This window comes from Streptomyces sp. NPDC031340 (assembly GCF_055569945.1).
The window spans coordinates 40,641-61,207 of sequence record NZ_JBVIIE010000006.1 but is presented as its reverse complement, the minus strand read 5'-3'; the positions used below and the strand labels follow the sequence as shown (position 1 = coordinate 61,207).

Here is a 20,567-nt window from a genome sequence, read left to right as displayed (position 1 = left end):
CAAACCCATGAGGAAATGAATGAATTCACCGGAACGGTGTTCGCGGCCGGCCGGGATCCGGATTTCCGATATCGCTAGAAGACAGGCATCGTCCCTGCTGGGTCAAGACTGTTCAGCGTGTGCGCGATGGCAACGAATGGCCGTCACTTGCTGCCAACGCGCGTGCGTTGACGCTGGCCGGCGGCCGTTCGTCAATGGGACGACGAACCGTCCGGGAATTCCCGGGAAGGTCCCGGGAAGGTCCCGGAAATCTGGCAGGAGAGGGGGCGAAGCGCATGCGCAAGGTCGTCTGCACCTGACGCCGCGAAGACGCAGCACGGAGAGTGCGGCCCGCGCGCCCGGCCCCCGGGCCGGAACGCGGGCGCACCGCGCCCACTCCCCACCGGTCCGCCCTACCTCATGGAGAACCCATGGCCGCCGACGCGCCCCTCACGTTCGGGCAGTTGTCCACTTGGCGTTCGATCGAGACCTTTTCCGCCGACCGGCTGATGGAGGTCAACGTCCCCGCCCTGTGGAACATCAGCGGCCTCACCGAGGACGCCGTCGAGCGTGCCCTGCACGCCCTGACCGCCCGTCACGAGGCCCTGCGCACCACCTTCCACACGGACCCGGCCGACCGCCCCTTCCAGCGGGTGCACGACGAAGCGCCATTCCCGCTCGCCCGGGTCGACCTGCCCCGCCTCGACGGCGCCGAGGCGGCGCGGGTGCTGCGGGACCTGTACGCGGTGCCCTTCCCGGTCGCCGGCGACTTCGGCCGCCACGCCACCTTGATCCGGGTCGCCGGACGGCCCGCCTGGCTGGCCGTGTCGATGTCCCACATGGTGGTCGACGTCTGGGCGGTACGGGCGCTGGAGACCGAGCTGCGCGCCCTCGCCGAGGGGGCCCGGCCCGGCCCCGCCCCCGTTCCCCGGGAACTCGCGCTGCTCCAGCACGGCGAGGAGTGGGCCTCCCGCCGCCGGGGCGCGGACCGCTACTGGCGGAAGGTGCTGGACACCGCCCTCCCGCACAACCTGCCGCCCGCCCCGGCCGGGGGCACGGACGAACGCCGGGTGCAGGCGACCCTCTCCTCGCACGGCCTGGCCGCCCTGGTGGCGGAGTCGTCCCGCACGCACAAGGTCTCCCCGCAGAGCCTGCTCACCGCACTCACGGCGCTCGCCCTCGCCGGCCACCTCGACCGTGACCGGGTCACCCTCAGCGTGATGTGCGCCAACCGGTTCGACCCCGCGTGGCTGTCCCTGGTCAGCACCATGAACCAGCTGGTGCCGCTGACCCTCGCCGTGGACCGGGACACCCCGGTGTCCGCATTCGTCAAACGCGCCCACCTGGCAGCCCTGCTGGCCTACCGGCACGGCTGCTATGACGTGGACAGCGCCGCCCGCCTGGCCGCCGAGGCCGCGGCGGGCGACGGCACGCTCTTCCACCACGACTGCTGGTTCAACTACGTCACCTCCCCGGCCGCCCCGCCGGAGGACCCGGGCGCCGCTCCGCTCGCCGCGGGCGACGCCCCGGTGCCGGACGCCGTGCTGGAGTGGTCCCCGCCGCCCCGGCACGCCGGGCACCCGTTCTACCTGCGGGTCAACAGCGACGGGGCGCGGTACCTGGAGATGACGATGCGGGTGGATCCGGACCTGATCTCCCCCCAGGCGGTGTCCCGGCTGCTGCGCACCGTCGTGGTGGGCGTGCGGCGACTGCTCGTCGAGCCGGACACCACGCTGGGCGCGCTCGCCGACGCCGTGGCGGGCGAGCGGCTCGGCCCGGACCTCTTCCCCGCCGCGCCGGACCCGTGCCCGCCCGCCGGGCACGACGTACGCGACCTGGTCGCCCTGCCTCGCTGACCGGCCGGGGACGGCGGCGCGCCGCGCTCAGCCGCCCCGGTAGGCGAAGACGGAGTGGGCGGAGATCGCCAGCGGCAGGGACAGCCGCACATCCGGCTCCACCACCCGCACGTCCACGGTGAGCCGCGGAAACAGGGGAACCACGCCGAGCACGGCGTAATAGGCGTCGAGGTCGCACTCGATCCGGTAGACCGCCGAACCGGACCGCACGTCGGACGGGGGCGGCACCACCAACACCCCCTCCGGGTCGGTGCGCCCCCGCACCACCTCCTGCCAGCTGTCCTCCGCGCGACGGCTCAACAGGACGTCGAGGTCGGCCGCTGGAACACCGAACGACGTGTCCATGATGCGGACATCCACAGTCATGCGCTCACCACTTCCGCTCCGGGGCGGCCGCCGCCAGCCGGACGGGCCCTGCCGGAAGGCTAGGGAGGGCCGGCATCGTCGCGCTGTCACTCCGCTGTCGCGCGGGAAAGGGGCAACAGCGGAGGCAACAGCGGACCGGTGCCGAGGGGGAGACGGTCCGAAAGCGGCCTGCCCCAGGATCGGAGTCGTCAAGGCAGCCGGCCCACCCGGGACGGCGGCACCCGGAACGGTCTCAAGGAGATGGCACCATGACGGCTCACTTCCTCCTCCGCCGTGTCACGCCCAGCACGCTGGTCCTCTTCGCCCTCCTCACCGGCGGCGCCGCCGTGACCACGCACACCGCTCCGACGACGGTCGCCGCCGCCGGCCACAAGGCCGACCGCACCGACAACACCATCTGGGACTGACCGCCCCCGCACCCTTCCCGCCCCCTGCCCCCGGCGCACCACGCTCCCGGGGGCAGCGGCGTGCCCGGGACCGGGCGGGAACCCGGAAGCCCCGAGCCCGGGCCCGAAGCCCGAAGCCGGGAGCCGGGGCCCTGAGCAGCCCGAACCCCGGGACCGGAGTGCTTGGACCCCGGGACCGGACCCCGGGCCCGCAGCCCGGGGAAGTCAGTGCCCGACCGGCTCTGCCCGGGGGCCCGGAGCCTGGGGCTGGGGCCCGGAGCCGGCCCCAAGCTCGAAGTTCGGAGCCGGGGCCCTGAGCGGCCGGAGTCCGGAGCGGGCGCCGAAGTCTGAGAAGCCCGGAGCCGGAGCCTGGTGCCGGAGTCCGGGGCCCGGGGCCGCAGCCCGGAGCCGGAGTTCGGGGCTGGGCCCCGGAGCCGGAGCCCAGGGATGGGTCCGCAGCCCGGGGTAGTCAGTGTCCGACCGGTTCCGATTCCGGGGCCTGAGGCCCAGAGCCGGAGCCCGGGGGCTGGGGCCCGGAGCCGGCCCGAAGCCCGAAGCCCGAAGCTCGGAACCAGAGGCCGGAGCCGGCGCCGAAGCCCGAGAAGCCCGGAGCCCGGAGCCGGGGGCGAGAGTCCGGGACCCGGGATCCGGGGCCCGGGGAAGTCAGTGCCCGACCGGCTCCGAGCCCGGGGCCGGGGGGTCCGGGGCTGAGACCCGGAGCCGGAGCCGGAGTTCGGGGCTGGGCCCCGGAGCCGGAGCCCAGGGACGGGGTCCGGGCCCCGGGGCCGCAGCTCTGGGCCGGGTCCGTCGCCCGGGGGAGTCAGTGCGGGGCCGTTTCGGCCACGGTGTTGCCCGTCGTGCCGGACGAGCCGGGGCCCGGTCGGTCGCCCAGCAGGAGGCTTATCTCGTCCGACAGTTGCACGCCCCCGCTGCCCACCCGCAGCTTCACCAGGAGGTCCCGCGCGGCCAGCCAGTCCGCCCTCGCCGCGGCGGCCTCCCCGGCCGCCGCCCGGGCCCTGCCCCGTGCCACCAGGGCCTCCGCCCGTTGCAGCGGCGCCCCGATGGCCTCGAAGCCGGCCAGCGCCCGTTCCGCGTACGCCCGTGCCGCCTGGACGTCGTCCGGCAGCGATGCCGAACTCAGCGCCAGCGCGATCTTGGACTCCGCCAGCCGCGCGCCGGACACCGTCGCCAGTTCCCGCGCCTCCACCAGCACCGCCCGGGCCTTGCCCGGACGGCCCCGGCGCACCTCGACCGTGGCCAGGCCCAGCAGCGCGTAGCACTCCCCGACCCGGTCCCGTGCCGCCCGCGCGCTCGACAGCACGAACGCGTACGCCTCGGCGGCCTCCGACAGCCGTCCCATCGCCAGATGCAGCCCGCCCAACCGGTTCCGGACCTGCGCCGCGACCCGCCGGTTGCCCACGGCCACGCAGATGGCGTCCGCCCGGTTCAGCAGCGCCAGCGCGGCGTCCGGCTCGCCCAGGTCCAGCCGGGTCTGCGCCAGGCTGTTCAGCACATGGGCCTCGGCGACGCGGTCGCCCGACTCCTGGAACACCGCCAGCGCCGCCTCCCAGCGGACCTGGGCGGAGAGCAGGTCACCGGTCAGCCGGTCCAGGTACGCGGTGTTGCGCAGCGTCAGCGCCACCCCGGACTCGTCGCCCAGCTCCCGGTACAGCTCGTACGCCCGGTCCAGTTGCCGCCGCCCGGGCTCCGCCGACTGCTCGAACATGTGCAGGGAGCCCAGCGAGTACCGCATCGCGGCCTCACCGTAGGTGTTCCCCGCCTGGCACGCGGCCTCCAGGGCGACCTCGTGCGTCTCCCGCCAGTCGTCGAAGTAGCAGCGCGCCTCGAAGAGCGTGACCGAGCTGAGCGCCAGGTCCCAGCTGTGCTCCACCAGTCCCGCCGCGGCCGCGTGCCGCACCGCCGCGACGATCGTGGAGCGCTCCTGCTCGAACCAGTCCAGCGGGTCGGCCAGCAGCCGCTCCACCAGCCGTTCCGGCAGCGGCCAGCGACTCGCCCCGCTGCGCTGCTCCAGGAAGCCGCCCGCGTACTCGCGCCGGTGCGCCTCCCGGGCGAGCGACAGCAGCGAGCCCAGCCAGCGTTCGAGCGCCGCGCCGCGCTCCTGCGCGCTCTCCTCGGCCAGCTGCTCCTGGGCGAACGGGCGGGTGATGTCGTGGAAGCTGTAGCGGACCTGGCCGCCGGGGACCGGGATCGCCTTGATGAGGTAGGCCTCCGCGAGGACCTCCAGCGCTTCCTGCGCGCGCAGCGCGTCGACGTCCAGCAGCGGGGAACCCACCCAGGCGGGGAAGTTCGGTACGTCGAGCAGGGCCAGCCGGCGGAACAGCAGCCTGGCGTCGTCGGGCAGGCTGTCGTAGGTGAGCGAGGTACTGGCCCGTACCGTCATCTCGCCGTGGCTCAGCTCGTCCAGGCGGTGGGACTCGTCCATCAGACGGTGCACCAGTGCGGCGACCGTCCAGTGCGGCCGGGCCGCCAGCCGGGCCGCGCAGATCCGCAGCGCCAGCGGCAGCCTGCCGCACAGCCGGGCCAGCTCCGCCACGCTCTCCGGGTCGGTCACCCGCTCCGGGCCGATGAACCGGGTGAGCAGATCCACCGCTCCCTGTTCGTTCAGCGTGTCGAGCTCCAGCTGTCCGGTCGACGGCAGCCCGGTGAGCCGGCGCCGGCTGGTCACCAGGACCGCGCAGTCGGCCGTGCCGGGCAGCAGCGCGGACACCTGCTGCACCGTCATGGCGTCGTCCAGGACGGTCAGGATGCGGCGGCCGCTGACCAGGTTGCGGAACAGTTCGGCCCGCTCCTCCAGGGTCTTCGGCAGGCTCAGACCGAACACGCCGAGCGCTCGCAGGAACCGCTCCAGGACGACCGAGGGGCTCACCGGTCGGTCCCCGGACCGCAGTTCAGCGTAGAGGCAGCCGTCGGGGAACTGCACCGCGAGACGGTGGGCGACGTGCACGGCGAGCGTCGACTTGCCCGCGCCGCCCGGCCCGAAGACCACACAGACCGGTACGGCGTTGTCACAGCCGACGACCTGCCCGGGATCCGGGGCCGCCCGGCCGGCCTGGCGGGGCGTCAGCCGCGACAGGACGGTGTCGATGGCCTCCTCCCGTCCGGTGAAGTCCGGTATCGCGGCGGGCAGGAGGTTCGGTCTTCGGAACGGGGGAGCGGACGGAACCACCGCCCAGGGGGACATGGCGGCGTCCTGCCCCGGGGACGGCTCCGTGGCGCCCCCCGGCGTGCCCGCCGCGTCGCCCGTGGAATGGTCGGGTCCGGGCACGGTGGCCGGATACGGGGAGGGGGCGGCGGTGGCCCCGCCGTGAGGTGCGTCGGGGCCGACGGCGTCAGGGCGGGCGGTGTCGGACCCGGACGGCGGGTGGCTCCTCGGGCCCGGGACTACGGAGTCGTCGCCGGACAGCAACCCCGCGTGCAGGCTGCGGAGTTCACCGCCGGGAGCGATCCCCAGCTCGTTGCGGAAGACCTTGTACGCGGCCCGGTAGGCGTCCAGCGCCTCCGCCTTGCGCCCCGAGGCGTGCAGGGCGCTCATCAGCAGCGCCCAGAACCTTTCGTGCAGGGGGTGTTCGGCGACCAGGGCGCGTAATTCGCCGACCACCTCGTGATGTTCACCCGCGTCCAGGGCGCACTCCAGGCACTCCCCGGTCACCGACAGCCGCCGCTCGTCGAGCCGGCTCACGGCCTGACGCACCAGGGGGCTGTCGACATCGGCGAGCGCGGGGCCCCGCCACAGCGCCAGTGCCGAGCGGAACAGGCCCATGGCGCGGCCCAGGTCGCCCCCCACCCGGGCGGCCCGCGCCTCGCGGGCGCGCGCCTCGAAGTCGTTCGCGTCGAAGCGGTGTCCGACGACGCGGAGCAGGTAGCCGGGGCGGCGGGTCTCTATCAGGTCCCCGGCACCGACCTCGTCGAGGCGACGGCGCAACGCGGAGACGCAGAACTGGATCTGGCCCCGGGCGGTGGCGGGCGGCTCGTCGTCCCAGACCGCGTCGATCAGCCGGCCCACGGGCACCACGTGCCCTGCCTCCAGGAGCAGCAACGCCAGAACGGTCCGCTCGCGCGTGCCGCCGAGCGGGACCGTGTGTCCTGAGGACGAGACATCCAAGTGCCCCAGGACGCATATGTCGAGGGGTTCTCTTCCGCTGCGCTCGCCGTCCACCGTCATATCAGCTACTCATCCCCCGCCGGGTGAAGGTTGCGTGTGCGCTGCATGATGCAATCGCCATGTTAGCCAGCAGTTTCGGTCAATTGAGGAAGATCGGTTGACCTTTTTTCCGCATTCATTTTCAGCCACAGGGCCATGGATCACTGTTGGACGAAAGGCTCCGATCACGGTGAGCTACGCGAGTAGATCGGCCACTGCGCGCCCGGCCGGCGCTGAGCGGGCACGGCGTACTCCGGCCATGTCCCGGACCGGCACGCCCCCTCACCCACTGTGAAGGCTTGACCTTGACACGGTGACAGGGTGTCCCCTGAATCGCAGGAGGTGGTTTCGATCAACCCGAGGAACAAAACCCCGTACAACGCCCGCGTGGCCGACGCCCTGAGCGCCCAAGACCCGTCGGTCCGGCTCCAGGCGGCCCTGGCGGCCGGCTCGGACCCCGACCCCGGCTACCTGGAGACGCTCGTCGAACGGTGCGCGGTCGAGCCGGACTCCTTCGTGCGGGACATGCTCTCCTGGGCGCTGACCCGCCTCCCGCCGGAGATCGCCCTGCCCCGGATGCGCCGCGAACTCGACTCCGGGCGCGCCCAGGCCCGCGGTCAGGCGCTGCACACGCTCTCCAAGATCGGCGACAGGAGAGCCTGGGTCTGGATCAGGCGCGACCTGCTGCGCGACGCCGACGACGAGGTCGCGCGGACCGCGTGGCGCGCCGCGGTCGTCCTCGTACCCGAGGGCGAAGCCCACAGGAAGGACCTGGCCGGCGAACTCGCCGGGCAGCTCGGCCGCGGCGACCGCGGTGTGCGGCTGAGCCTGAGCCGGGCCCTCGTCGACCTCGGCGACGTGACCGAGCCCGCGCTGGAGCAGGCCGCGGCGAGCCCCGACCCGGAGGTGGCCGCGCACGCCCGTGCCACGGAACTGCTCCGGCGGAACCCGGAGACCGGTTTCGACGCGGCCGTCGACGAGGCGAGGCGAGCCGTCGCACTCGGCCCGGAACGAGCCGCGGCCGCAGCCGAAGCCGCCGCCGCGGCGAAGGCCGAGGAGACCGCGAAGACTGTGGAGACCGGGCGTTGCTGATCGGCGAGGTGGCCCGCTACTCCGGGGTGAGCCCCCGGATGCTCCGGCACTACGACGCCCTCGGCCTGGTGCGGCCCACGGGGCGTACCGTCGGCGGCTACCGCGAGTACTCGGACGACGACGTCCGCAGGATCTTCCACGTGGAGAGCCTGCGGTCCCTCGGACTCTCGCTCAAGCAGATCGGGCGCGCGCTGCAGGACCCGGACTTCACGCCCTCCGCCCTGATCACCGACCTCGTCCGGTGGACGGAGGACCGCCTGGAGCGGGAGCGGGAACTGCTGGAGCGGCTCCGCGCCGTCGACGCGTCGGTGCCCACCGGCTGGCAGGACGTCCTGCGCATCGTCGAACTCATGCAGGGGCTGAACTCGACCAGTGCCGCGCGCAGGCAGCAGACCGTCCTGGCCCGGCCGGAGGGCACGGACGTTCCCGCCGAACTGCTGGCCGGGGCGGTCCTCGCCGAAGCCGACCCCAACGTGGCGGGCGCCCTGCGCTGGGCGCTCGCCCGGGCGGGCGGCGACGGCGTGGCGGCACTGGCCGCCGGCACGCGGTCGGAGGACGCCGGCATCCGGCGGCGCGCGGTGCTGGCGATCGCCGAGATGGCCGAGGCGCCGGGTGCGGCCGAGCTGCTCGCGGACGCGCTGGGGGACCCGGACCCGACGGTGCGCGGGCACGCCGCTCTGGCGTTGGGCAGGCGCGGCGTGACCGATGCCGTGCCGACGCTGGTCGGCATGGTGGTCGAGGGCACCAACGACGTCGAAGCGGCGGAGATCCTGGGAACGCTGTCCCAGGACCCCGGATGCGCGGACCGGATCACCACCGCGCTGGCCGACGAACTCGCCGCACCCACCGCGGACTCCGCGACGCGGATCCGTCTGACCCAGGCCCTGGTCGAGCTGCCGCGCCCCGCCGTGCGGGATGTCCTGCGACGGCTGGCCCACGACGACGACCGCGCCGTCGCCCGCGTGGCCGCGGCCTTCGTCACGGCCGAGCGTGATGCCGGCCGGGTCAGTCGCGCAGACGACCGCTCCTGACCGCCGCCACGAAGGACGACCACCCACCGGCCGGAAGCACCAGCACCGGCCCGTGCGGGACCTTGCTGTCCCGCACCGGAACGACAGCGTCGAGATCGTCACAGACCTCGACGCAGGCACCACCGTCCGAATTGCTGTAGGAGCTCTTGCGCCACGTCACAACGCTCAGATCGATGGTCCGCACGGTACTTCCTCCAACAAGCGCAAGACGAACTTCCTCGACTCGGCCGGGGACAACGCCAGGTCGCGCACCGCATCGTAGGCGCTTTGCAGTTTCTCGACCGCCGCGCTGTCCTCGATCAGGTCGCCCTGTGCGCGTTCTCCGTCTAGGCCACCGTACGTCCACCGGGCAGCCGCAGGAACCACACGTCAGTGCTGTCGAGCCCATATGGGCCGGCGCTGAACGGCAGCACCTGGACAGCGATGTTCGGCCGCTCCATCGTCGCCAGCAGGTGCTCCAACTGCCGCCGCCACTCGGCCACGTCCAGCAAGGCCATACGTAGGACCGCCTCGGAGAGGATTGTGCGGAACCTCGGGGCGCCCTTCCCTTCCAGCAGCTCCCGCCGCCCCATCCGCGCGCCAACCTGTTGCTCCAGCTCCTCGTCGCACAACCCACCGGCGGCCAGCACCTCACGCGCGTACCCCGGCGTCTGCAACAGTCCCGGCAGGACGCTCACCGCGAAGTGCCACAGGCTCACCGCCTCCGCCTCCAGCGCCATGTACCGCCGGTACCGCTTTTGGAACTGCGTATGGTCCCCGGCGGCCAACTCCCAGAGGGCGAGCAGCAGTCCGGGCGTTCCGTAGTGTGTGTCGAGGGCCTGGACGACCTCCGGGCTGCCGAGCGTCTCGCCCTTCTCCATCTTGCCGAACAGGGACCAGTCCCAGCCCAGCCGTTCCCCGAGCTGCCGCAAACTCGTCCCGCTGCCCGCCCGCAGGGTCCTCAACTCCTCGGCGAAGCGCTGACGTGGTTCCTGGCTGCGGCCGGTGATGGCGCGACGCTGCGGCATACGACTGGCTCCCCTCCGAGCGGCTCGGGTGGACGGTGTGGAGGACGTGGGATCCCGGCGCGTTTCGTAATGCCAGGACTACGCAACGTAATTCACCCAGCGCAGCCGGGTCGTGAAATCCTCGGAACTGCACCGGCAAGGGTGACGGGCAGACTCCGGGGCCGCCGCCTGGCGCGCAGGTCGGCGTTGTCGTACCCGGGGCGGATACGGCAACGGCCCTCACGGCAAGGATCACCGTGAGGGCCGTCCAGGTTCCGGGTCGGTCGCTCAGGCGACCCAGAGTTCGAATGCGTTCGGGCCCCTCCGAGCGCTCGTGCGTGCGGCGTGGAAAGTGTGGAACGGCCCCCGGGGCGCGGGGAAGCACGAACCCGTCCACAGCCTGGCCGGTCAGGCCTCGGCTCATTCTGGTGACACCTAACTACGCAGCGTGATGATGCCGACGTAGCCGGGTCATTGAATCCGCAGCACTGACCGACGAGGACTCTCATGCCCCCCACACCGCCCCACCCGCACAGCGCGACGAGCACCAGCACCACCGGCGCCACGACCACGACCGTGCAGGAGGCCCTCGCCGCCCGTGACGGCCTCGCCTACGCCCTCAGCCAGGCAGGCAATCCAACTGCCCGCGATGGACATCCGGACTCCGTGGGCGGACGACCACGAGGGCGACATCCGGTACGCGCTCGTCCACCTCGGGGTGTGCTCCGCCCCCGTGGCTCTCCTGCTCGCGGACGTGATCCTGAAGGGGGTCGGCAAGTGACAGAGGGCGGCGGTGAAGTGCCGGATGTCGGCGAGGCCGTGCGCGACACCGTGCGCGACCGGGTCGGGAGGGTCACGGGGCACGACGGCCCCTGTCTCCAGGTCCGGCCGCTCGGCGGCGGCCCCGCATGGGACGCGGACCCGCGCGACGTCCGGACACTGAGCCAGGACGAACTGCTGAGCGCCCTGGTCGCCGAGGCCAACGCCCGCAGCAGACAGGGCAACCCGTGACGGAGCCGCCCCGGCGCCACAGCAGGCGCGCCGGGGCGGGGTGTCACCCCGTGGCAGCCGGTGATCCGGCGATGCCCGGGGTGGCGGCGATGCGGCACCGGTCATTCACTGCTCCGGTCCGGCCGGTCCGGCCGGTGCGCGCGGTAGTAGTCGCGCCAGACGAGGCGGTAGACGCCGATCCACCGCGGGATGGAGCGGACGCCCGGGACGAACGGCAACAGGACGAACACCGTGCTGAGCAGCCCCATCAGGGCCCAGACCAGGGCATCGACGTTGCCCGAGCTGCTGAACGGCTCGATCTGATACCAGAACGTGTACAGCCCCAGCCAGGGCTGGCCGGGCCAGTTGCCCGTCTCGTTCATCATCCCCCACTGGTCACTGGCCAGATGCCGGGCGCGGGCCTGGTGCTCCAGGTACGAGCTGTCGCCGAGGAAGAGCAGCGGCTTGGTGTAGTCCGTCTGGTAGAAGCGGCCCGCGGTCCGCAGCCGGCCGTCGAGTGCGCCCGCCCGGGCCAGTTCCAGCAGGCGGGCCGTCAGGGCCGGGACGGGCCCGTAGTCCCCTGGCGGGACCCTGGCCGGCTCGCCTCCCGGAGCCCTCCCGAGCGCGTCGGCGTAGGCGCCCGCCCACTGCCGCTGCCGCGCGGCGGAGGCGGCGTGCCAGGTGGCCAGCGCGGTGGTGACGGCAGGGGGTTCCGGCGCGTCGGCCAGCGGACGGAGCACGAAGTCGCGTGCGGTGTCGATCGGGATGGTCACCCCGGCGGCGCGCTGAAGGCTCACCGGACCGATCTTCTGCCCGGCGCCGGGTGTGTCGTTGTACGGGGGGCCGTAGCGCGCCGTGCCGCTGGTGCGGCCCAGTTCGGCGGTGGCGGTGGCGGTGAAGTCGCCCGGCGCGGCCCTCGCCCAGCGCGCCAGGGTGACCGGCTTTTCGTCGGGTGAGGAGAAGACCGCCGCGAGGCCGGCGGTGAGCAGAACGGTCACCACCAGCGCGCCGGTGAACTCCATGACCAGGTCGTACGACCGTTGCGGGAACGAATCCGGATCGGGGACCGGTGCTCGGCGGCTGCTGCGCCGATGCGGGCGGCCCCGCCGTCCGGTCATCCGGCGCCACCTCCTCCCACGGGTCCCGCGGGTCCCTTGGGCCCCACCGGTCCCACGGACTCGGCGGGTTCGGCGGGGACCGGCTCGGGTGTGGCCCCGATGGGCGGCACCACCCCGCGCAGCCGCACCAGCAGGATGTGCCACGCCGCCAGCACAGTCACGGTCAGGGGCAGCAGCACGATGTGGTACATGAACATCTGGCCGAAGTCGAGGACGTTGAACCAGGCACCGACCCCCACCGAGTTCAGGCCGTCCTTGGCCTGGTCCGCGATCCACTGGGAGTCGAAGTTCTGCTGCACCAGATAGCCGGTCAGGGCGGTACCCATCGCGACGAGCAGGACCACCGCCCCGATGACCCAGGTGAGCGCCCGGCGCCCGCGCCAGGCCGCCATGAAGAACTGCCCCCACAGGTGGACGATCATGAAGAACATGAACAGTTCCACAGCCCACAGGTGCAGGCTGTTGACGTACCTCCCGACGTCCGAGACGTGCCACCAGACAGGGCCCCTGAGGGCGAGCACGCAGCCGGTGAGGACGACTACCACCAGGCCGGCGAGCGTGAGGACGCCGAACACGTAGATCCAGGAGGCCACGTACTCCGGCTGGGTGGTGGGCAGCAGCTTCTCCGGGGGTAACGCCCGCAGGGCGCGCCGCCGCACGGCACCCGTCCACCCGCCCGCGCGATCGTCCGGACCGCGGGAGCCCTCTCGCGTCACGCCGCTCACCGCTGCCGCCGGCCACGCGGGAAGGGCAGCAGCAGCGCCAGCACGAAGACGGTCGCCATCAGGGCGAAGACCACGAGGTTCGCGACCGAGATCTGCAGCACGCCCCAGTGGAGGTAATGTCCGGCGCCGCTCAGATCCACGGGGGCGGTCAGGGCACGCCCCGGGTACGTCGGTCCGTCGGCCATCGCAGCCCCTCTCCCGGAAAGGTGTCCACCCGGCGAGGACTACCCGCCCACCGGGACCGCCCCCGACCGAGGCTGCGCCATCCGGCGCAACACTTTCCCCCTCGCGGTCTCAGCCCATGGGCGACCGACCGCACGGGCGGTTGCCGAGGCGGAACCGTGGCGGACGACGGCCGGACGGGCATGCATGCGTGAAGGAGGTCGCGGTGGTGAGGCATCCGTTGGTCGGTTATCGGGTGTGGGCGGTCCTGTTCGCACCCCGCCATCACCGCCCTGTCCGGTCCTGAATCACGGCGGCCGTTCCGATCGGTGGTCCGGTGGTTCCGCAGGGGTGGAACGCGCCGGGCCGGCGGGTCGGCCGAGGTGGTGGCCGAAGTGCGGGGCGGGGGTGCGGCGGACGGCGATGAGGGCGACGTCATCGGCGAGGCGTCCGGCGGTGTGGGCGAGCAGGTCGCGGTGGATGTGGTGGAGGAGGGCCTGGGGAGTGCTGCCGGCCCACTGGGCGATGCGCTGCGCGAGAGGGTAGAAGACGCCGTCGCGGTCGCGGGCCTCGACGATCCCGTCGGTGTACAGCAGCAGGGTGTCCGCGGAGCCGAACGGCAGCACGTCCAGGGTGCGGTCGCCGGGGTCCGTCAGGCCGACTCCGAGCGGGGGAGCGGGGGTGAGGTCCGGGACGGTCACTGCGTCGCCGGGTCCGAGCAGCAGCGGGGCGAGGTGGCCGCAACTGGTCATGCGGACGACGGGCTCGTCGTCGGGGATCTCCAGCAGGAGCGCGGTGACGAAGCGTTCGCCCGTCTCGTCGTCGGGTTCGAAGTCGGCGAGGTAGCGGGTGATGCTCCGCTCCAGGGCGGCGGCCAGTTCGGGCAGGGCGGCGTGCTGGTGGGCGGCCTCGCGGAAGGCGCCGAGCAGGAGGGCGGCCTCGCCGATGGCGGACAGGCCCTTGCCCCGCACGTCACCGATCATCACGCGGGCCGCGCGGTCGGTGCGGGCGGCGGCGTACAGGTCGCCGCCGATCTCGGCCTCCTCCTCCGCGGCCAGGTAGAGACAGGCCAGCTGCAGCGGGCCGAGCCGGCTCGGCAGTGGCCACAGCAGGACGTGCTGTGCGGCCTCGGCGACCGACCGCACCTGGGCCAGCTGGCGTCTGTGCCGGTCGCGCACCGCGCACAGGACCACGACCAGGGACGTGAGCACCAGCAGGGCGGCGATCTGCACGATCACGCGCCGCGACGACAGCTGGCCGGCGTGCCAGCCGATGAACGCCTGGGCCGCCACCGCCAGGGCCCCGACGCCGCCCGTGATCCAGGGGCCTGCGAACCAGGCGGTGAGCGCGGGCGCGATCACCAGCAGGGGGCCGAGGACGATGTCGCGCGGGGTCACGATGTCCGCGACCGTGATCAGGACAATGAGCGTGACCGGGATCAGCAGCAGCGTGGGACTGGGCTGCCACGGCTGCCCGAGGCCGGCGAAGCGTCGCTGCCCGGAACTCATGTCCTCCAGGGTGCACCGCTGCGCATGGGCTTGCGAACGTTCACGGGCGGCGCCTCTCACCGGCACGCGCCGCGCCGCCTCGTTCACGCCGCTGCCACCGTGCAGCCGGGGACAGCGTCCGTTTCAGCGCGGCGTCATTCATCCGGGGATGGACCACCTCGACGAGCACGGCGGCCGAGGTGATCACCGCCGGGCAGGGCATCACTCGGCGGCAGTGGGCGGTCCGGCGGTGCCCGCGGCCTCCGGGCGTCCGCCCGTGAGGACGGCGCGCGGGAGGACCGTCGGTGTGTGGGCCGCGGTCCGGGGTGGGTTGCCCGCATGGCCGTCGAGGACCGTGCGCAGGGAGCGGAAGTCGTGGGGTCTGCCGGCCGCCACGGCTCCCACCGGGCGTCCGACCGCGGTCGCCAGGGCGGCGAAGTCGAAGCCGGAGATGTCGCCCTGCACCGTCAGCGAGTCGGCGTCGGTGAAGTGGCCCGCGATCTGGAGCATGACGCCGTACTGCTCGGTCCACGACCACGGCACCGCGGTGAACGGGGTCCCGGCGCCGAGCATGTTCCGGGCGACGGCGGCGGCGTGCTGCTGGGCGTGGTTCCACTGCTCGACGCGCACCCGTCGTCCGAGGAGCGGGTCGGGATACCGGGCCACGTCCCCCGCCGCGAAGACGCGCGGGTCGCTGGTCGTGCCCAGGGCGTCGACGAGGATGCCGTCCTCCACGTCCAGGCCCGCCCGGACGGCCAGTTCGACGTCGGGGCGCAGGCCGGCGGCGACCAGCACCGTGTGCGCGTGCCAGCTCCGTCCGTCCCGGGCGGTCGCGACGAGGGCGCCGTCCCGTCGGGCGAGCCCGGTGAGCGCGACCCCGGTGTGCACCTCGGTGCCGTGGGCCCGGTGCAGTTCCAGGACGGCGCGGCGCAGGCGGGCGGGCAGCACCCGGCGAAGGGGTTCCGCCGCGGCTTCCAGGACGGTGACGTCGATCCCCGCCGCCCGGGCGCTCGCGGCGGCCTCCAGGCCGAGCAGTCCCGCGCCGACGACCAGCAGCGGGCCGCCGGACTCCAGGTCGGCGCGGAGAGCGGGCACGTCGCCGAGGCGGCGCAGGGTGTGCACATGGTCGTCCCCGGCGGCGTACGGCAGGGTGCGGGCGCGTCCGCCGGTCGCCAGCAGCAGCCTGTCGTACGGCAGCCGGCTTCCGTCGGCGCATTCCAGGACGCCGCCGGCGATGCCCGTGACCTTGGTGCCGGTGCGCAGTTCGATGCCCAGGTCCTGCCAGACCGTCGGCGGCTTCAGGCGGAGCCGCTCGGGCGTCAGGACCCGCTTGACCAGGTCCTTGGACAGGGGCGGACGCCGGTACGGGGGGTGGGGTTCCTCGCCGACCAGGACGACGCGGCCGTCGAAGCCCTCCTCGCGCAGGGTGAGCGCAGCGGTCGCGCCGGCGATTCCGGTGCCGACCACGGCGATGGTGCGGGGCGTGGTCCCGGGCGGCGTCTCAGGCACGGGACGCCTCGGCCATCCGGAAGTCGGCCTTGGCGGCACCGCAGTCGGGGCACGACCAGTCGTCCGGGATGTCCTCCCAGCGGGTGCCGGGGGCGATGCCCTCCTCGGGCCAGCCCTGGGCCTCGTCGTAGACGAAACCGCACACCTGGCATTCCCAGACCTTCACGTCAGCTCCTCGAAGTCGATCTTCTCGCGGACCCCGCAGTCCGGGCAGGGCCAGTCGTCGGGCACGTCGGCCCAGGCCGTGCCGGCGGGGAACCCCTCGCGGGGCGCGCCGGCACGCTCGTCGTACACGTAGTCGCAGACCGGGCACAGGTAGCGGCTCATCAGCGGCTCCCGTGGCGGGCGAGGACCCTGGCCCTGGTGCGGGGGTGGATGTTGGCGCGGGTGACGTCGTCGTCGTAGTGGGCGAGCAGCCTGGGGTCCATCACCCGCCGCCACAGCGGCGGTACGACGGCGAGCAGGATCATCCCGGCGTAGCCGGTGGGCAGTTGAGGGGACTCCTCGAAGTGGCGCAGGGCCTGGTAGCGGCGGGTGGGGTTGGCGTGGTGGTCGCTGTGCCGCTGCAGGTGGTAGAGGAAGATGTTGGAGGCGATGTCGTCGCTGTTCCAGCTGTGCTGCGGGGTGCAGCGCTCGTAACGGCCCGAAGCGGTCCTCTGCCGCAGCAGCCCGTAGTGCTCCAGGAAGTTGACGACCTCCAGCAGGCAGAAGCCGATGACCGCCTGGACCGCCAGGTACGGCAGCACCTCCAGCCCGAACGCGGCGGTGAGCGCGGCGAAGAGGGCCGCCGACATCGCCCACGCGCTGAGCACGTCGTTGTGCGGGCTCCACGGGCTCTTGCCCAGCCGGGCGAGCCGCTGCTTCTCCAGGTGCCAGCCCGAGCGGGCGCTGCCGTACACCGAGCGGGGCAGGAACTCCCAGAAGGACTGGCCCAGTCGGGAGCTCGCGGGGTCCTCGGGGGTGGCGACCCGCACGTGGTGGCCGCGGTTGTGCTCGATGTAGAAGTGCCCGTAGCAGGTCTGGGCGAGCGCGATCCGTGCCAGCCAGCGTTCCAGTCCTTCCTTCTTGTGGCCCAGTTCGTGCGCGGTGTTGATGCCGAACCCGGCGACGATGCCGACGGTGACGGTCAGCCCGGCCTTGTCCACCGCCGACAGGCCCCCGTGGGACCACAGCCCGCAGGCCAGCACCAGCCCGGCGTACTGGAGGGGCAGGAACAGATAGGTGCACCAGCGGTAGTACCGGTCCGACTCCAGCCAGGCGAGGACGCTGTCCGGCGGATTGTCGGAGTCCTTGCCCACCATCAGGTCCACCAGCGGGATCACCCCGAAGACGACCGGCGGCAGCAGCCACCAGGAGTAGCCGTCCGTGGCCGTCGCCAGCCCCCACGCCGCGAACGGGAAGGCGGGGAGCACCAGTCCGAGCAGCCACAGGTAGCGCTTGCCGTCCCGCCACGTCACCTGCGACGCCGGCGCTCCGAGCGGATGAGCGGCCCCTGCCATGACCCACCTCCATTGCCTCATTGGACACTTTGCCCGCCAACTGTCCAGAAGCTAGACAGTGTCGAGAAGAGTGTCAATAGAATGGACGGTGCTCGTTAGGATGGGGCCGAGATGACGCGCTATCGAGAGTCGGTCCGCTCCCTGCTGAAGGAACGGATCCTGGACGCCGCCTACGAGCGGGTCGCGGCCGAGGGCTGGGACCGGCTGAAGATGACCCATGTCGCCACCACCGCCGGAGTGAGCCGGCAGACCGTCTACAACGAGTACGGCTCCAAGTCGGCCATCGGCCAGGCACTGGTGATGCGCGAGGTGGAACGCTTCCTCACCGGCATACAGGGCCAACTCCTCGCCCACCCCGACGACATGAGGGCCGCCATCACCGCCGCCATCGGGTACACCCTGCGCACGGCCGCCGACAACTCGCTGCTCAAGGCCATACTGACCAGCAGCCGGGGCGGCGACGAGGACCTGCTCGCCCATCTGACGACCCGCTCCGAGCCGCTGCTGGACAGTGCCATCGGGATGCTCACCGTCTACGCGGCGGAAGCCTGGCCCGAGATCGACACCCACTCCCGGGACCTGGCCGTCGAAGCGGTGGTCCGCCTGACGGTCAGTCACCTGGTCCAGCCGGTCCTGCCGCCCGACCTCTCCGCAGAGCGCATCGCCGAGATCACCATGCGAGTGGCCCACGCCTGAACGGCGCCGTCCGGTGTCCTGCCGGTGCCCTTCCGGTGCCCGCGCGTCACCGGCCTCACAGATGCGCCGCCGCGCAGGACCGGCAGGTGATCCTCACGATCGGCTTGTTCGCCTCGTTCACCATGGCGGTGTCGTCCTGGGCGCCCTGGGGGTGGCGAAGCTGATGCGCTTCATCCCGCGCAGTGTGATGGTCGGTTTCGTCAACGCGCTCGCCGTCCTGATCTTCATGGCCCAGGTTCCGGAGATGCGGAACGTGCCGTGGCCCGTCTACCCGCTGATCGTCGGCGGTCTGGTGCTGACGGTGTTCTTCCCGAGGATCACCACCGTCGTCCCCGCCCCGCTCGTCTCGATCGTCGTCCTCACCATGATCACGGTCGCGGCCGGGATCGCCGTCCCGACGGTCGGCGACAAGGGCGAACTGCCGTCGTCCCTGCCCGTGCCGGGTCTGCCCGACGCGCCGTTCACGCCGGCCACGCTGACCACGATCGCCCCGTACGCGTTCGCGATGGCGCTGGTCGGCCTGATGGAGTCGCTGATGACCGCGAAGCCGGTCGACGACATCACCGACACGCACTTGAACAAGACCCGCGAGTCGATCGGTCCGGGCCGGCGGCGCCGTCGGCCTCGTCGAGCCGGTGATCGGCTCGCCCAGGTCGTCGCGCTCGATCTGCCGTCGCGCGGAGACGCGGAGACGCGGAGACGCGGAGACGCGGAGACGCGGCGGCCGGCGCCGGTGCCCGGCGCCGGGCGGGGAATCGCTGTCGCCGGCCATCACAGGAGAACGGCGTTCACTGCTGCGAGATCAGCACCACGCTCCAGGGACCGACCCGCTCGTTCACGCGCAGCACCCCTTCGTCGTCGGCTTTCGCCTCCTGGACCTTCACCTGGGCGGCCGTCCGGCGGAGTTCGGCGGTCTGCCGGCGGCTCGGGGAGGCCGGAGAGCCCATGGCGCGCCAGAGCGCGACGGCGTTCCCGTGGTCCTGGTCGAGGGTCTCCACGGTGAACGAGGCGTGCGGGGGCAGACCCGTCAGCGTGATGTCGAGGCCGGTCGGGGAACCGGTGGCCAGCGTGTGTTCGGCCGTCTCGGGACCGCCGAAGGAGGCGGGCACGGCGGTCGTCACCTCGGGCGGATAGTGGTAGGCGAGCGCGGTCAGCCGGCCGGAGGCGGCGTGCCGGGTGACGACCACGCCCGGCTCCTGCGCCAGCCGCTCGTCCCCCAGCCGGCTCAGGAAGCGGTAGGCGTGGAACACCGGCTTGGGCGTGCCCTGGTAGTTGATCATTCCGAAGCCGCCGTGGAAGGGGGTGTCGCCGGCCCCGTTCTCCTCGAACACGTCCGTGAAGGTCCAGTACGACAGGGAGTCCACGAGCCCGGCCGACTCCAGGTTCGCCTTCACCACGAAGGTGGCGGCCTGCACGTGGTCGTGCGTGTGGTCGCGCGGGGAGGGGCTGGAGCTCCACTCCGTGAGGTGGATCTCCGCGTCGGGGAAGGGCCCGGCGTTCACCAGCTCACGCACCAGGGCCAGGTCCCGGCGGGTCGAGTCCACGCCGCGCGTCAGTTTCACGCTCTGCCCGAGCCCGTCCAGCGCCCAGTCGGTCGGATAGGGGTGGACCGACACGAAGTCCACCGGAGAGCCGGTCGACACGCAGTGGTCGAAGAACTCCGTCAGCCATACCGGCCGCCACTCCAGCGCGTCCAGGTCGGGTGCCGCGATGGTCGCCGCGTGCTGGGTGAAGTCCTCGGTCTCCCCGGCGAACCGGTCGTCGGGGACGAAGTTGCTGGTGGCCGGGCCGCCCACGCGCAGTGCCGGGTCCACACCCTTCACCGCCGCCGCGGTCGCCGAGTAGAGGCGGAAGTAGTCGCTGCGGGTGCCGCGGAAGAACGGGTGGAGATTGGGCTCGTTCCACACCTCGAAGTACCACTGCCGCACTTCCTCGATGCCGTAGCGGTCCACCCAGTGGCGTACGGTCGCCTCCACCAGGCCGGTCCACTTGCCGAGGTCCCTGGGCGGCGCGCCGTTGGCCTGCCACCAGAACACGGTGCCGCGTTCCGAGGCCAGGTCGCCGGGGCTGAAGCCGAGTTCGACGAACGGCCGGATGCCGATGTCCAGCAGCCGGTCGAACAGGTCGTCCACGTACTGGAAGTTGTGGACCGGCCGGCCGTCCTGCTCGCGGTAGACGAACATGTCGTCGTGGAACAGGCCGTGGAACCGGACGTACTGGAAGCCGCACGCGTCGATCGCGGTGCGCAGGTGCTCGAGCCAGCTGGCCCGCAGTCCCTCGTTGGCCCGGCCGGCGCCGACGCAGCGGTTCCAGAAGTGGTGCAGGGGCTCGCCGGCGGCTGCCGCGTCCGCGCGCGCGGTGATGGACATGGATGCTCCGAGTTCAGGGAAGAGGGGCGTGCCCTCCGGCGTCCGGAGGGTTCGACGAGGTGGCGGTGGCCGACCGCCGGGTCGGCCCGGGGGGGGGGGGGGGGGGGGGGGGGGGGGGGGGGGGGAGAGGGGGGGGGGGGGGGCGGGGATTAGG

At 72.8% G+C, this 20,567-nt stretch carries 19 protein-coding genes and 2 pseudogenes; 8 read left to right on the top strand and 13 right to left on the bottom strand.

Going from position 1 to position 20,567, the window contains the following annotated elements:
- The first annotated feature begins 410 nt into the window (after positions 1-410).
- The gene (locus ACZ5GT_RS05980; RefSeq protein ID WP_469014973.1) at positions 411-1,835 is read left to right on the top strand and encodes a condensation domain-containing protein; all 1,425 of its coding nucleotides are present in this window, start codon (positions 411-413) and stop codon (positions 1,833-1,835) included.
- 27 nt (positions 1,836-1,862) lie between these two features.
- On the opposite strand, the gene ACZ5GT_RS05975 is transcribed toward ACZ5GT_RS05980, so the two are convergent.
- Positions 1,863-2,201 carry a hydroxyisourate hydrolase gene (locus ACZ5GT_RS05975; RefSeq protein ID WP_469014969.1) on the bottom strand — a complete coding sequence of 113 codons (339 nt, stop codon included), beginning with the start codon at positions 2,199-2,201 and terminating at the stop codon, positions 1,863-1,865.
- 248 nt (positions 2,202-2,449) lie between these two features.
- Between ACZ5GT_RS05975 and ACZ5GT_RS05970 the strand changes: the two genes are divergently transcribed.
- A complete protein-coding gene (locus ACZ5GT_RS05970) occupies positions 2,450-2,608 on the top strand; it encodes a hypothetical protein (protein WP_469014966.1) in 159 nt (52 codons plus the stop codon).
- A 799-nt stretch (positions 2,609-3,407) separates the two neighbouring features.
- Here the strand turns inward: ACZ5GT_RS05970 and ACZ5GT_RS05965 are convergent.
- The gene (locus ACZ5GT_RS05965; protein WP_469014963.1) at positions 3,408-6,770 is read right to left on the bottom strand and encodes an AfsR/SARP family transcriptional regulator; all 3,363 of its coding nucleotides are present in this window, start codon (positions 6,768-6,770) and stop codon (positions 3,408-3,410) included.
- A 366-nt stretch (positions 6,771-7,136) separates the two neighbouring features.
- Between ACZ5GT_RS05965 and ACZ5GT_RS05960 the strand changes: the two genes are divergently transcribed.
- The gene (locus ACZ5GT_RS05960) at positions 7,137-7,841 is read left to right on the top strand and encodes a HEAT repeat domain-containing protein (protein ID WP_469014959.1); all 705 of its coding nucleotides are present in this window, start codon (positions 7,137-7,139) and stop codon (positions 7,839-7,841) included.
- Positions 7,835-8,872 carry a MerR family transcriptional regulator gene (locus ACZ5GT_RS05955; protein ID WP_469014957.1) on the top strand — a complete coding sequence of 346 codons (1,038 nt, stop codon included), beginning with the start codon at positions 7,835-7,837 and terminating at the stop codon, positions 8,870-8,872. The genes ACZ5GT_RS05960 and ACZ5GT_RS05955 overlap by 7 nt, the downstream gene beginning before the upstream one ends.
- Here ACZ5GT_RS05955 and ACZ5GT_RS05950 read toward each other — a convergent pair.
- Positions 8,847-9,056: a DUF397 domain-containing protein gene (locus tag ACZ5GT_RS05950; RefSeq protein ID WP_469014954.1), complete on the bottom strand. Its 210-nt coding sequence runs from the start codon at positions 9,054-9,056 to the stop codon at positions 8,847-8,849. The two genes, ACZ5GT_RS05955 and ACZ5GT_RS05950, sit on opposite strands and share 26 nt — an antisense overlap.
- Positions 9,038-9,879: pseudogene (locus ACZ5GT_RS05945) on the bottom strand (helix-turn-helix domain-containing protein). The gene ACZ5GT_RS05950 and the pseudogene ACZ5GT_RS05945 overlap by 19 nt, the downstream one beginning before the upstream one ends.
- Positions 9,880-10,507: 628 nt before the next feature.
- Here ACZ5GT_RS05945 and ACZ5GT_RS05940 point away from each other — a divergent pair.
- Together ACZ5GT_RS05940 and ACZ5GT_RS05935 are read left to right on the top strand one after the other, a co-directional pair.
- Positions 10,508-10,639 (top strand): hypothetical protein, encoded by a 132-nt coding sequence (locus tag ACZ5GT_RS05940; RefSeq protein ID WP_469014948.1) that lies wholly within the window; start codon positions 10,508-10,510, stop codon positions 10,637-10,639.
- On the top strand, positions 10,636-10,869 hold the full coding sequence (locus tag ACZ5GT_RS05935) for a hypothetical protein (RefSeq protein WP_351886631.1): 234 nt from the start codon (positions 10,636-10,638) through the stop codon (positions 10,867-10,869). The genes ACZ5GT_RS05940 and ACZ5GT_RS05935 overlap by 4 nt, the downstream gene beginning before the upstream one ends.
- Before the next feature lie 101 nt (positions 10,870-10,970).
- Here ACZ5GT_RS05935 and ACZ5GT_RS05930 read toward each other — a convergent pair whose 3' ends face one another.
- The 8 genes from ACZ5GT_RS05930 to ACZ5GT_RS05895 all read right to left on the bottom strand — a co-directional run bounded on the left by ACZ5GT_RS05930 (position 10,971) and on the right by ACZ5GT_RS05895 (position 17,348).
- The gene (locus ACZ5GT_RS05930; protein ID WP_469014941.1) at positions 10,971-11,870 is read right to left on the bottom strand and encodes a hypothetical protein; all 900 of its coding nucleotides are present in this window, start codon (positions 11,868-11,870) and stop codon (positions 10,971-10,973) included.
- 92 nt (positions 11,871-11,962) lie between these two features.
- Complete coding sequence (locus tag ACZ5GT_RS05925) at positions 11,963-12,625, bottom strand: cytochrome b N-terminal domain-containing protein (protein ID WP_469014937.1); 663 nt, start codon at positions 12,623-12,625, stop codon at positions 11,963-11,965.
- A 62-nt stretch (positions 12,626-12,687) separates the two neighbouring features.
- Positions 12,688-12,876 (bottom strand): hypothetical protein, encoded by a 189-nt coding sequence (locus ACZ5GT_RS05920; protein WP_351886640.1) that lies wholly within the window; start codon positions 12,874-12,876, stop codon positions 12,688-12,690.
- Positions 12,877-13,161: 285 nt separating this feature from the next.
- Entirely contained in the window at positions 13,162-14,361 is a 1,200-nt protein-coding gene (locus ACZ5GT_RS05915) for a PP2C family protein-serine/threonine phosphatase (protein ID WP_469014933.1), read from the bottom strand.
- Positions 14,362-14,562: 201 nt separating this feature from the next.
- Positions 14,563-15,849 carry an NAD(P)/FAD-dependent oxidoreductase gene (locus ACZ5GT_RS05910; RefSeq protein ID WP_469014930.1) on the bottom strand — a complete coding sequence of 429 codons (1,287 nt, stop codon included), beginning with the start codon at positions 15,847-15,849 and terminating at the stop codon, positions 14,563-14,565.
- The gene (locus ACZ5GT_RS05905) at positions 15,842-16,015 is read right to left on the bottom strand and encodes a rubredoxin (RefSeq protein ID WP_351886656.1); all 174 of its coding nucleotides are present in this window, start codon (positions 16,013-16,015) and stop codon (positions 15,842-15,844) included. The genes ACZ5GT_RS05910 and ACZ5GT_RS05905 overlap by 8 nt, the downstream gene beginning before the upstream one ends.
- Positions 16,012-16,176 (bottom strand): rubredoxin, encoded by a 165-nt coding sequence (locus tag ACZ5GT_RS05900; protein ID WP_351886659.1) that lies wholly within the window; start codon positions 16,174-16,176, stop codon positions 16,012-16,014. Before ACZ5GT_RS05900 ends, ACZ5GT_RS05905 begins: the two co-directional genes overlap by 4 nt.
- A complete protein-coding gene (locus tag ACZ5GT_RS05895) occupies positions 16,176-17,348 on the bottom strand; it encodes an alkane 1-monooxygenase (protein ID WP_469014926.1) in 1,173 nt (390 codons plus the stop codon). The genes ACZ5GT_RS05900 and ACZ5GT_RS05895 overlap by 1 nt, the downstream gene beginning before the upstream one ends.
- Before the next feature lie 111 nt (positions 17,349-17,459).
- Between ACZ5GT_RS05895 and ACZ5GT_RS05890 the strand changes: the two genes are divergently transcribed.
- Complete coding sequence (locus ACZ5GT_RS05890) at positions 17,460-18,044, top strand: TetR/AcrR family transcriptional regulator (RefSeq protein WP_398267122.1); 585 nt, start codon at positions 17,460-17,462, stop codon at positions 18,042-18,044.
- A 13-nt stretch (positions 18,045-18,057) separates the two neighbouring features.
- A pseudogene (locus ACZ5GT_RS05885) lies at positions 18,058-18,651 on the top strand (SulP family inorganic anion transporter); the annotation flags it as partial.
- A gap of 181 nt (positions 18,652-18,832) precedes the next feature.
- Here ACZ5GT_RS05885 and ACZ5GT_RS05880 read toward each other — a convergent pair.
- Complete coding sequence (locus ACZ5GT_RS05880) at positions 18,833-20,413, bottom strand: GH39 family glycosyl hydrolase (RefSeq protein ID WP_469014922.1); 1,581 nt, start codon at positions 20,411-20,413, stop codon at positions 18,833-18,835.
- Positions 20,414-20,567 lie beyond the last annotated feature (154 nt).

What these genes read in the sequence shown, in the direction of transcription:
- ACZ5GT_RS05920 (WP_351886640.1), bottom strand. Translation starts at nt 12,876, where the DNA reads ATGGCCGACGGACCGACGTACCCGGGGCGTGCCCTGACCGCCCCCGTG.
- ACZ5GT_RS05880 (WP_469014922.1), bottom strand. Translation starts at nt 20,413, where the DNA reads ATGTCCATCACCGCGCGCGCGGACGCGGCAGCCGCCGGCGAGCCCCTG.
- ACZ5GT_RS05980 (WP_469014973.1), top strand. Translation starts at nt 411, where the DNA reads ATGGCCGCCGACGCGCCCCTCACGTTCGGGCAGTTGTCCACTTGGCGT.
- ACZ5GT_RS05965 (WP_469014963.1), bottom strand. Translation starts at nt 6,770, where the DNA reads ATGACGGTGGACGGCGAGCGCAGCGGAAGAGAACCCCTCGACATATGC.
- ACZ5GT_RS05915 (WP_469014933.1), bottom strand. Translation starts at nt 14,361, where the DNA reads ATGAGTTCCGGGCAGCGACGCTTCGCCGGCCTCGGGCAGCCGTGGCAG.
- ACZ5GT_RS05975 (WP_469014969.1), bottom strand. Translation starts at nt 2,201, where the DNA reads ATGACTGTGGATGTCCGCATCATGGACACGTCGTTCGGTGTTCCAGCG.
- ACZ5GT_RS05900 (WP_351886659.1), bottom strand. Translation starts at nt 16,176, where the DNA reads ATGAGCCGCTACCTGTGCCCGGTCTGCGACTACGTGTACGACGAGCGT.
- ACZ5GT_RS05940 (WP_469014948.1), top strand. Translation starts at nt 10,508, where the DNA reads ATGGACATCCGGACTCCGTGGGCGGACGACCACGAGGGCGACATCCGG.
- ACZ5GT_RS05895 (WP_469014926.1), bottom strand. Translation starts at nt 17,348, where the DNA reads ATGGCAGGGGCCGCTCATCCGCTCGGAGCGCCGGCGTCGCAGGTGACG.
- ACZ5GT_RS05890 (WP_398267122.1), top strand. Translation starts at nt 17,460, where the DNA reads ATGACGCGCTATCGAGAGTCGGTCCGCTCCCTGCTGAAGGAACGGATC.
- ACZ5GT_RS05930 (WP_469014941.1), bottom strand. Translation starts at nt 11,870, where the DNA reads ATGGAGTTCACCGGCGCGCTGGTGGTGACCGTTCTGCTCACCGCCGGC.
- ACZ5GT_RS05970 (WP_469014966.1), top strand. Translation starts at nt 2,450, where the DNA reads ATGACGGCTCACTTCCTCCTCCGCCGTGTCACGCCCAGCACGCTGGTC.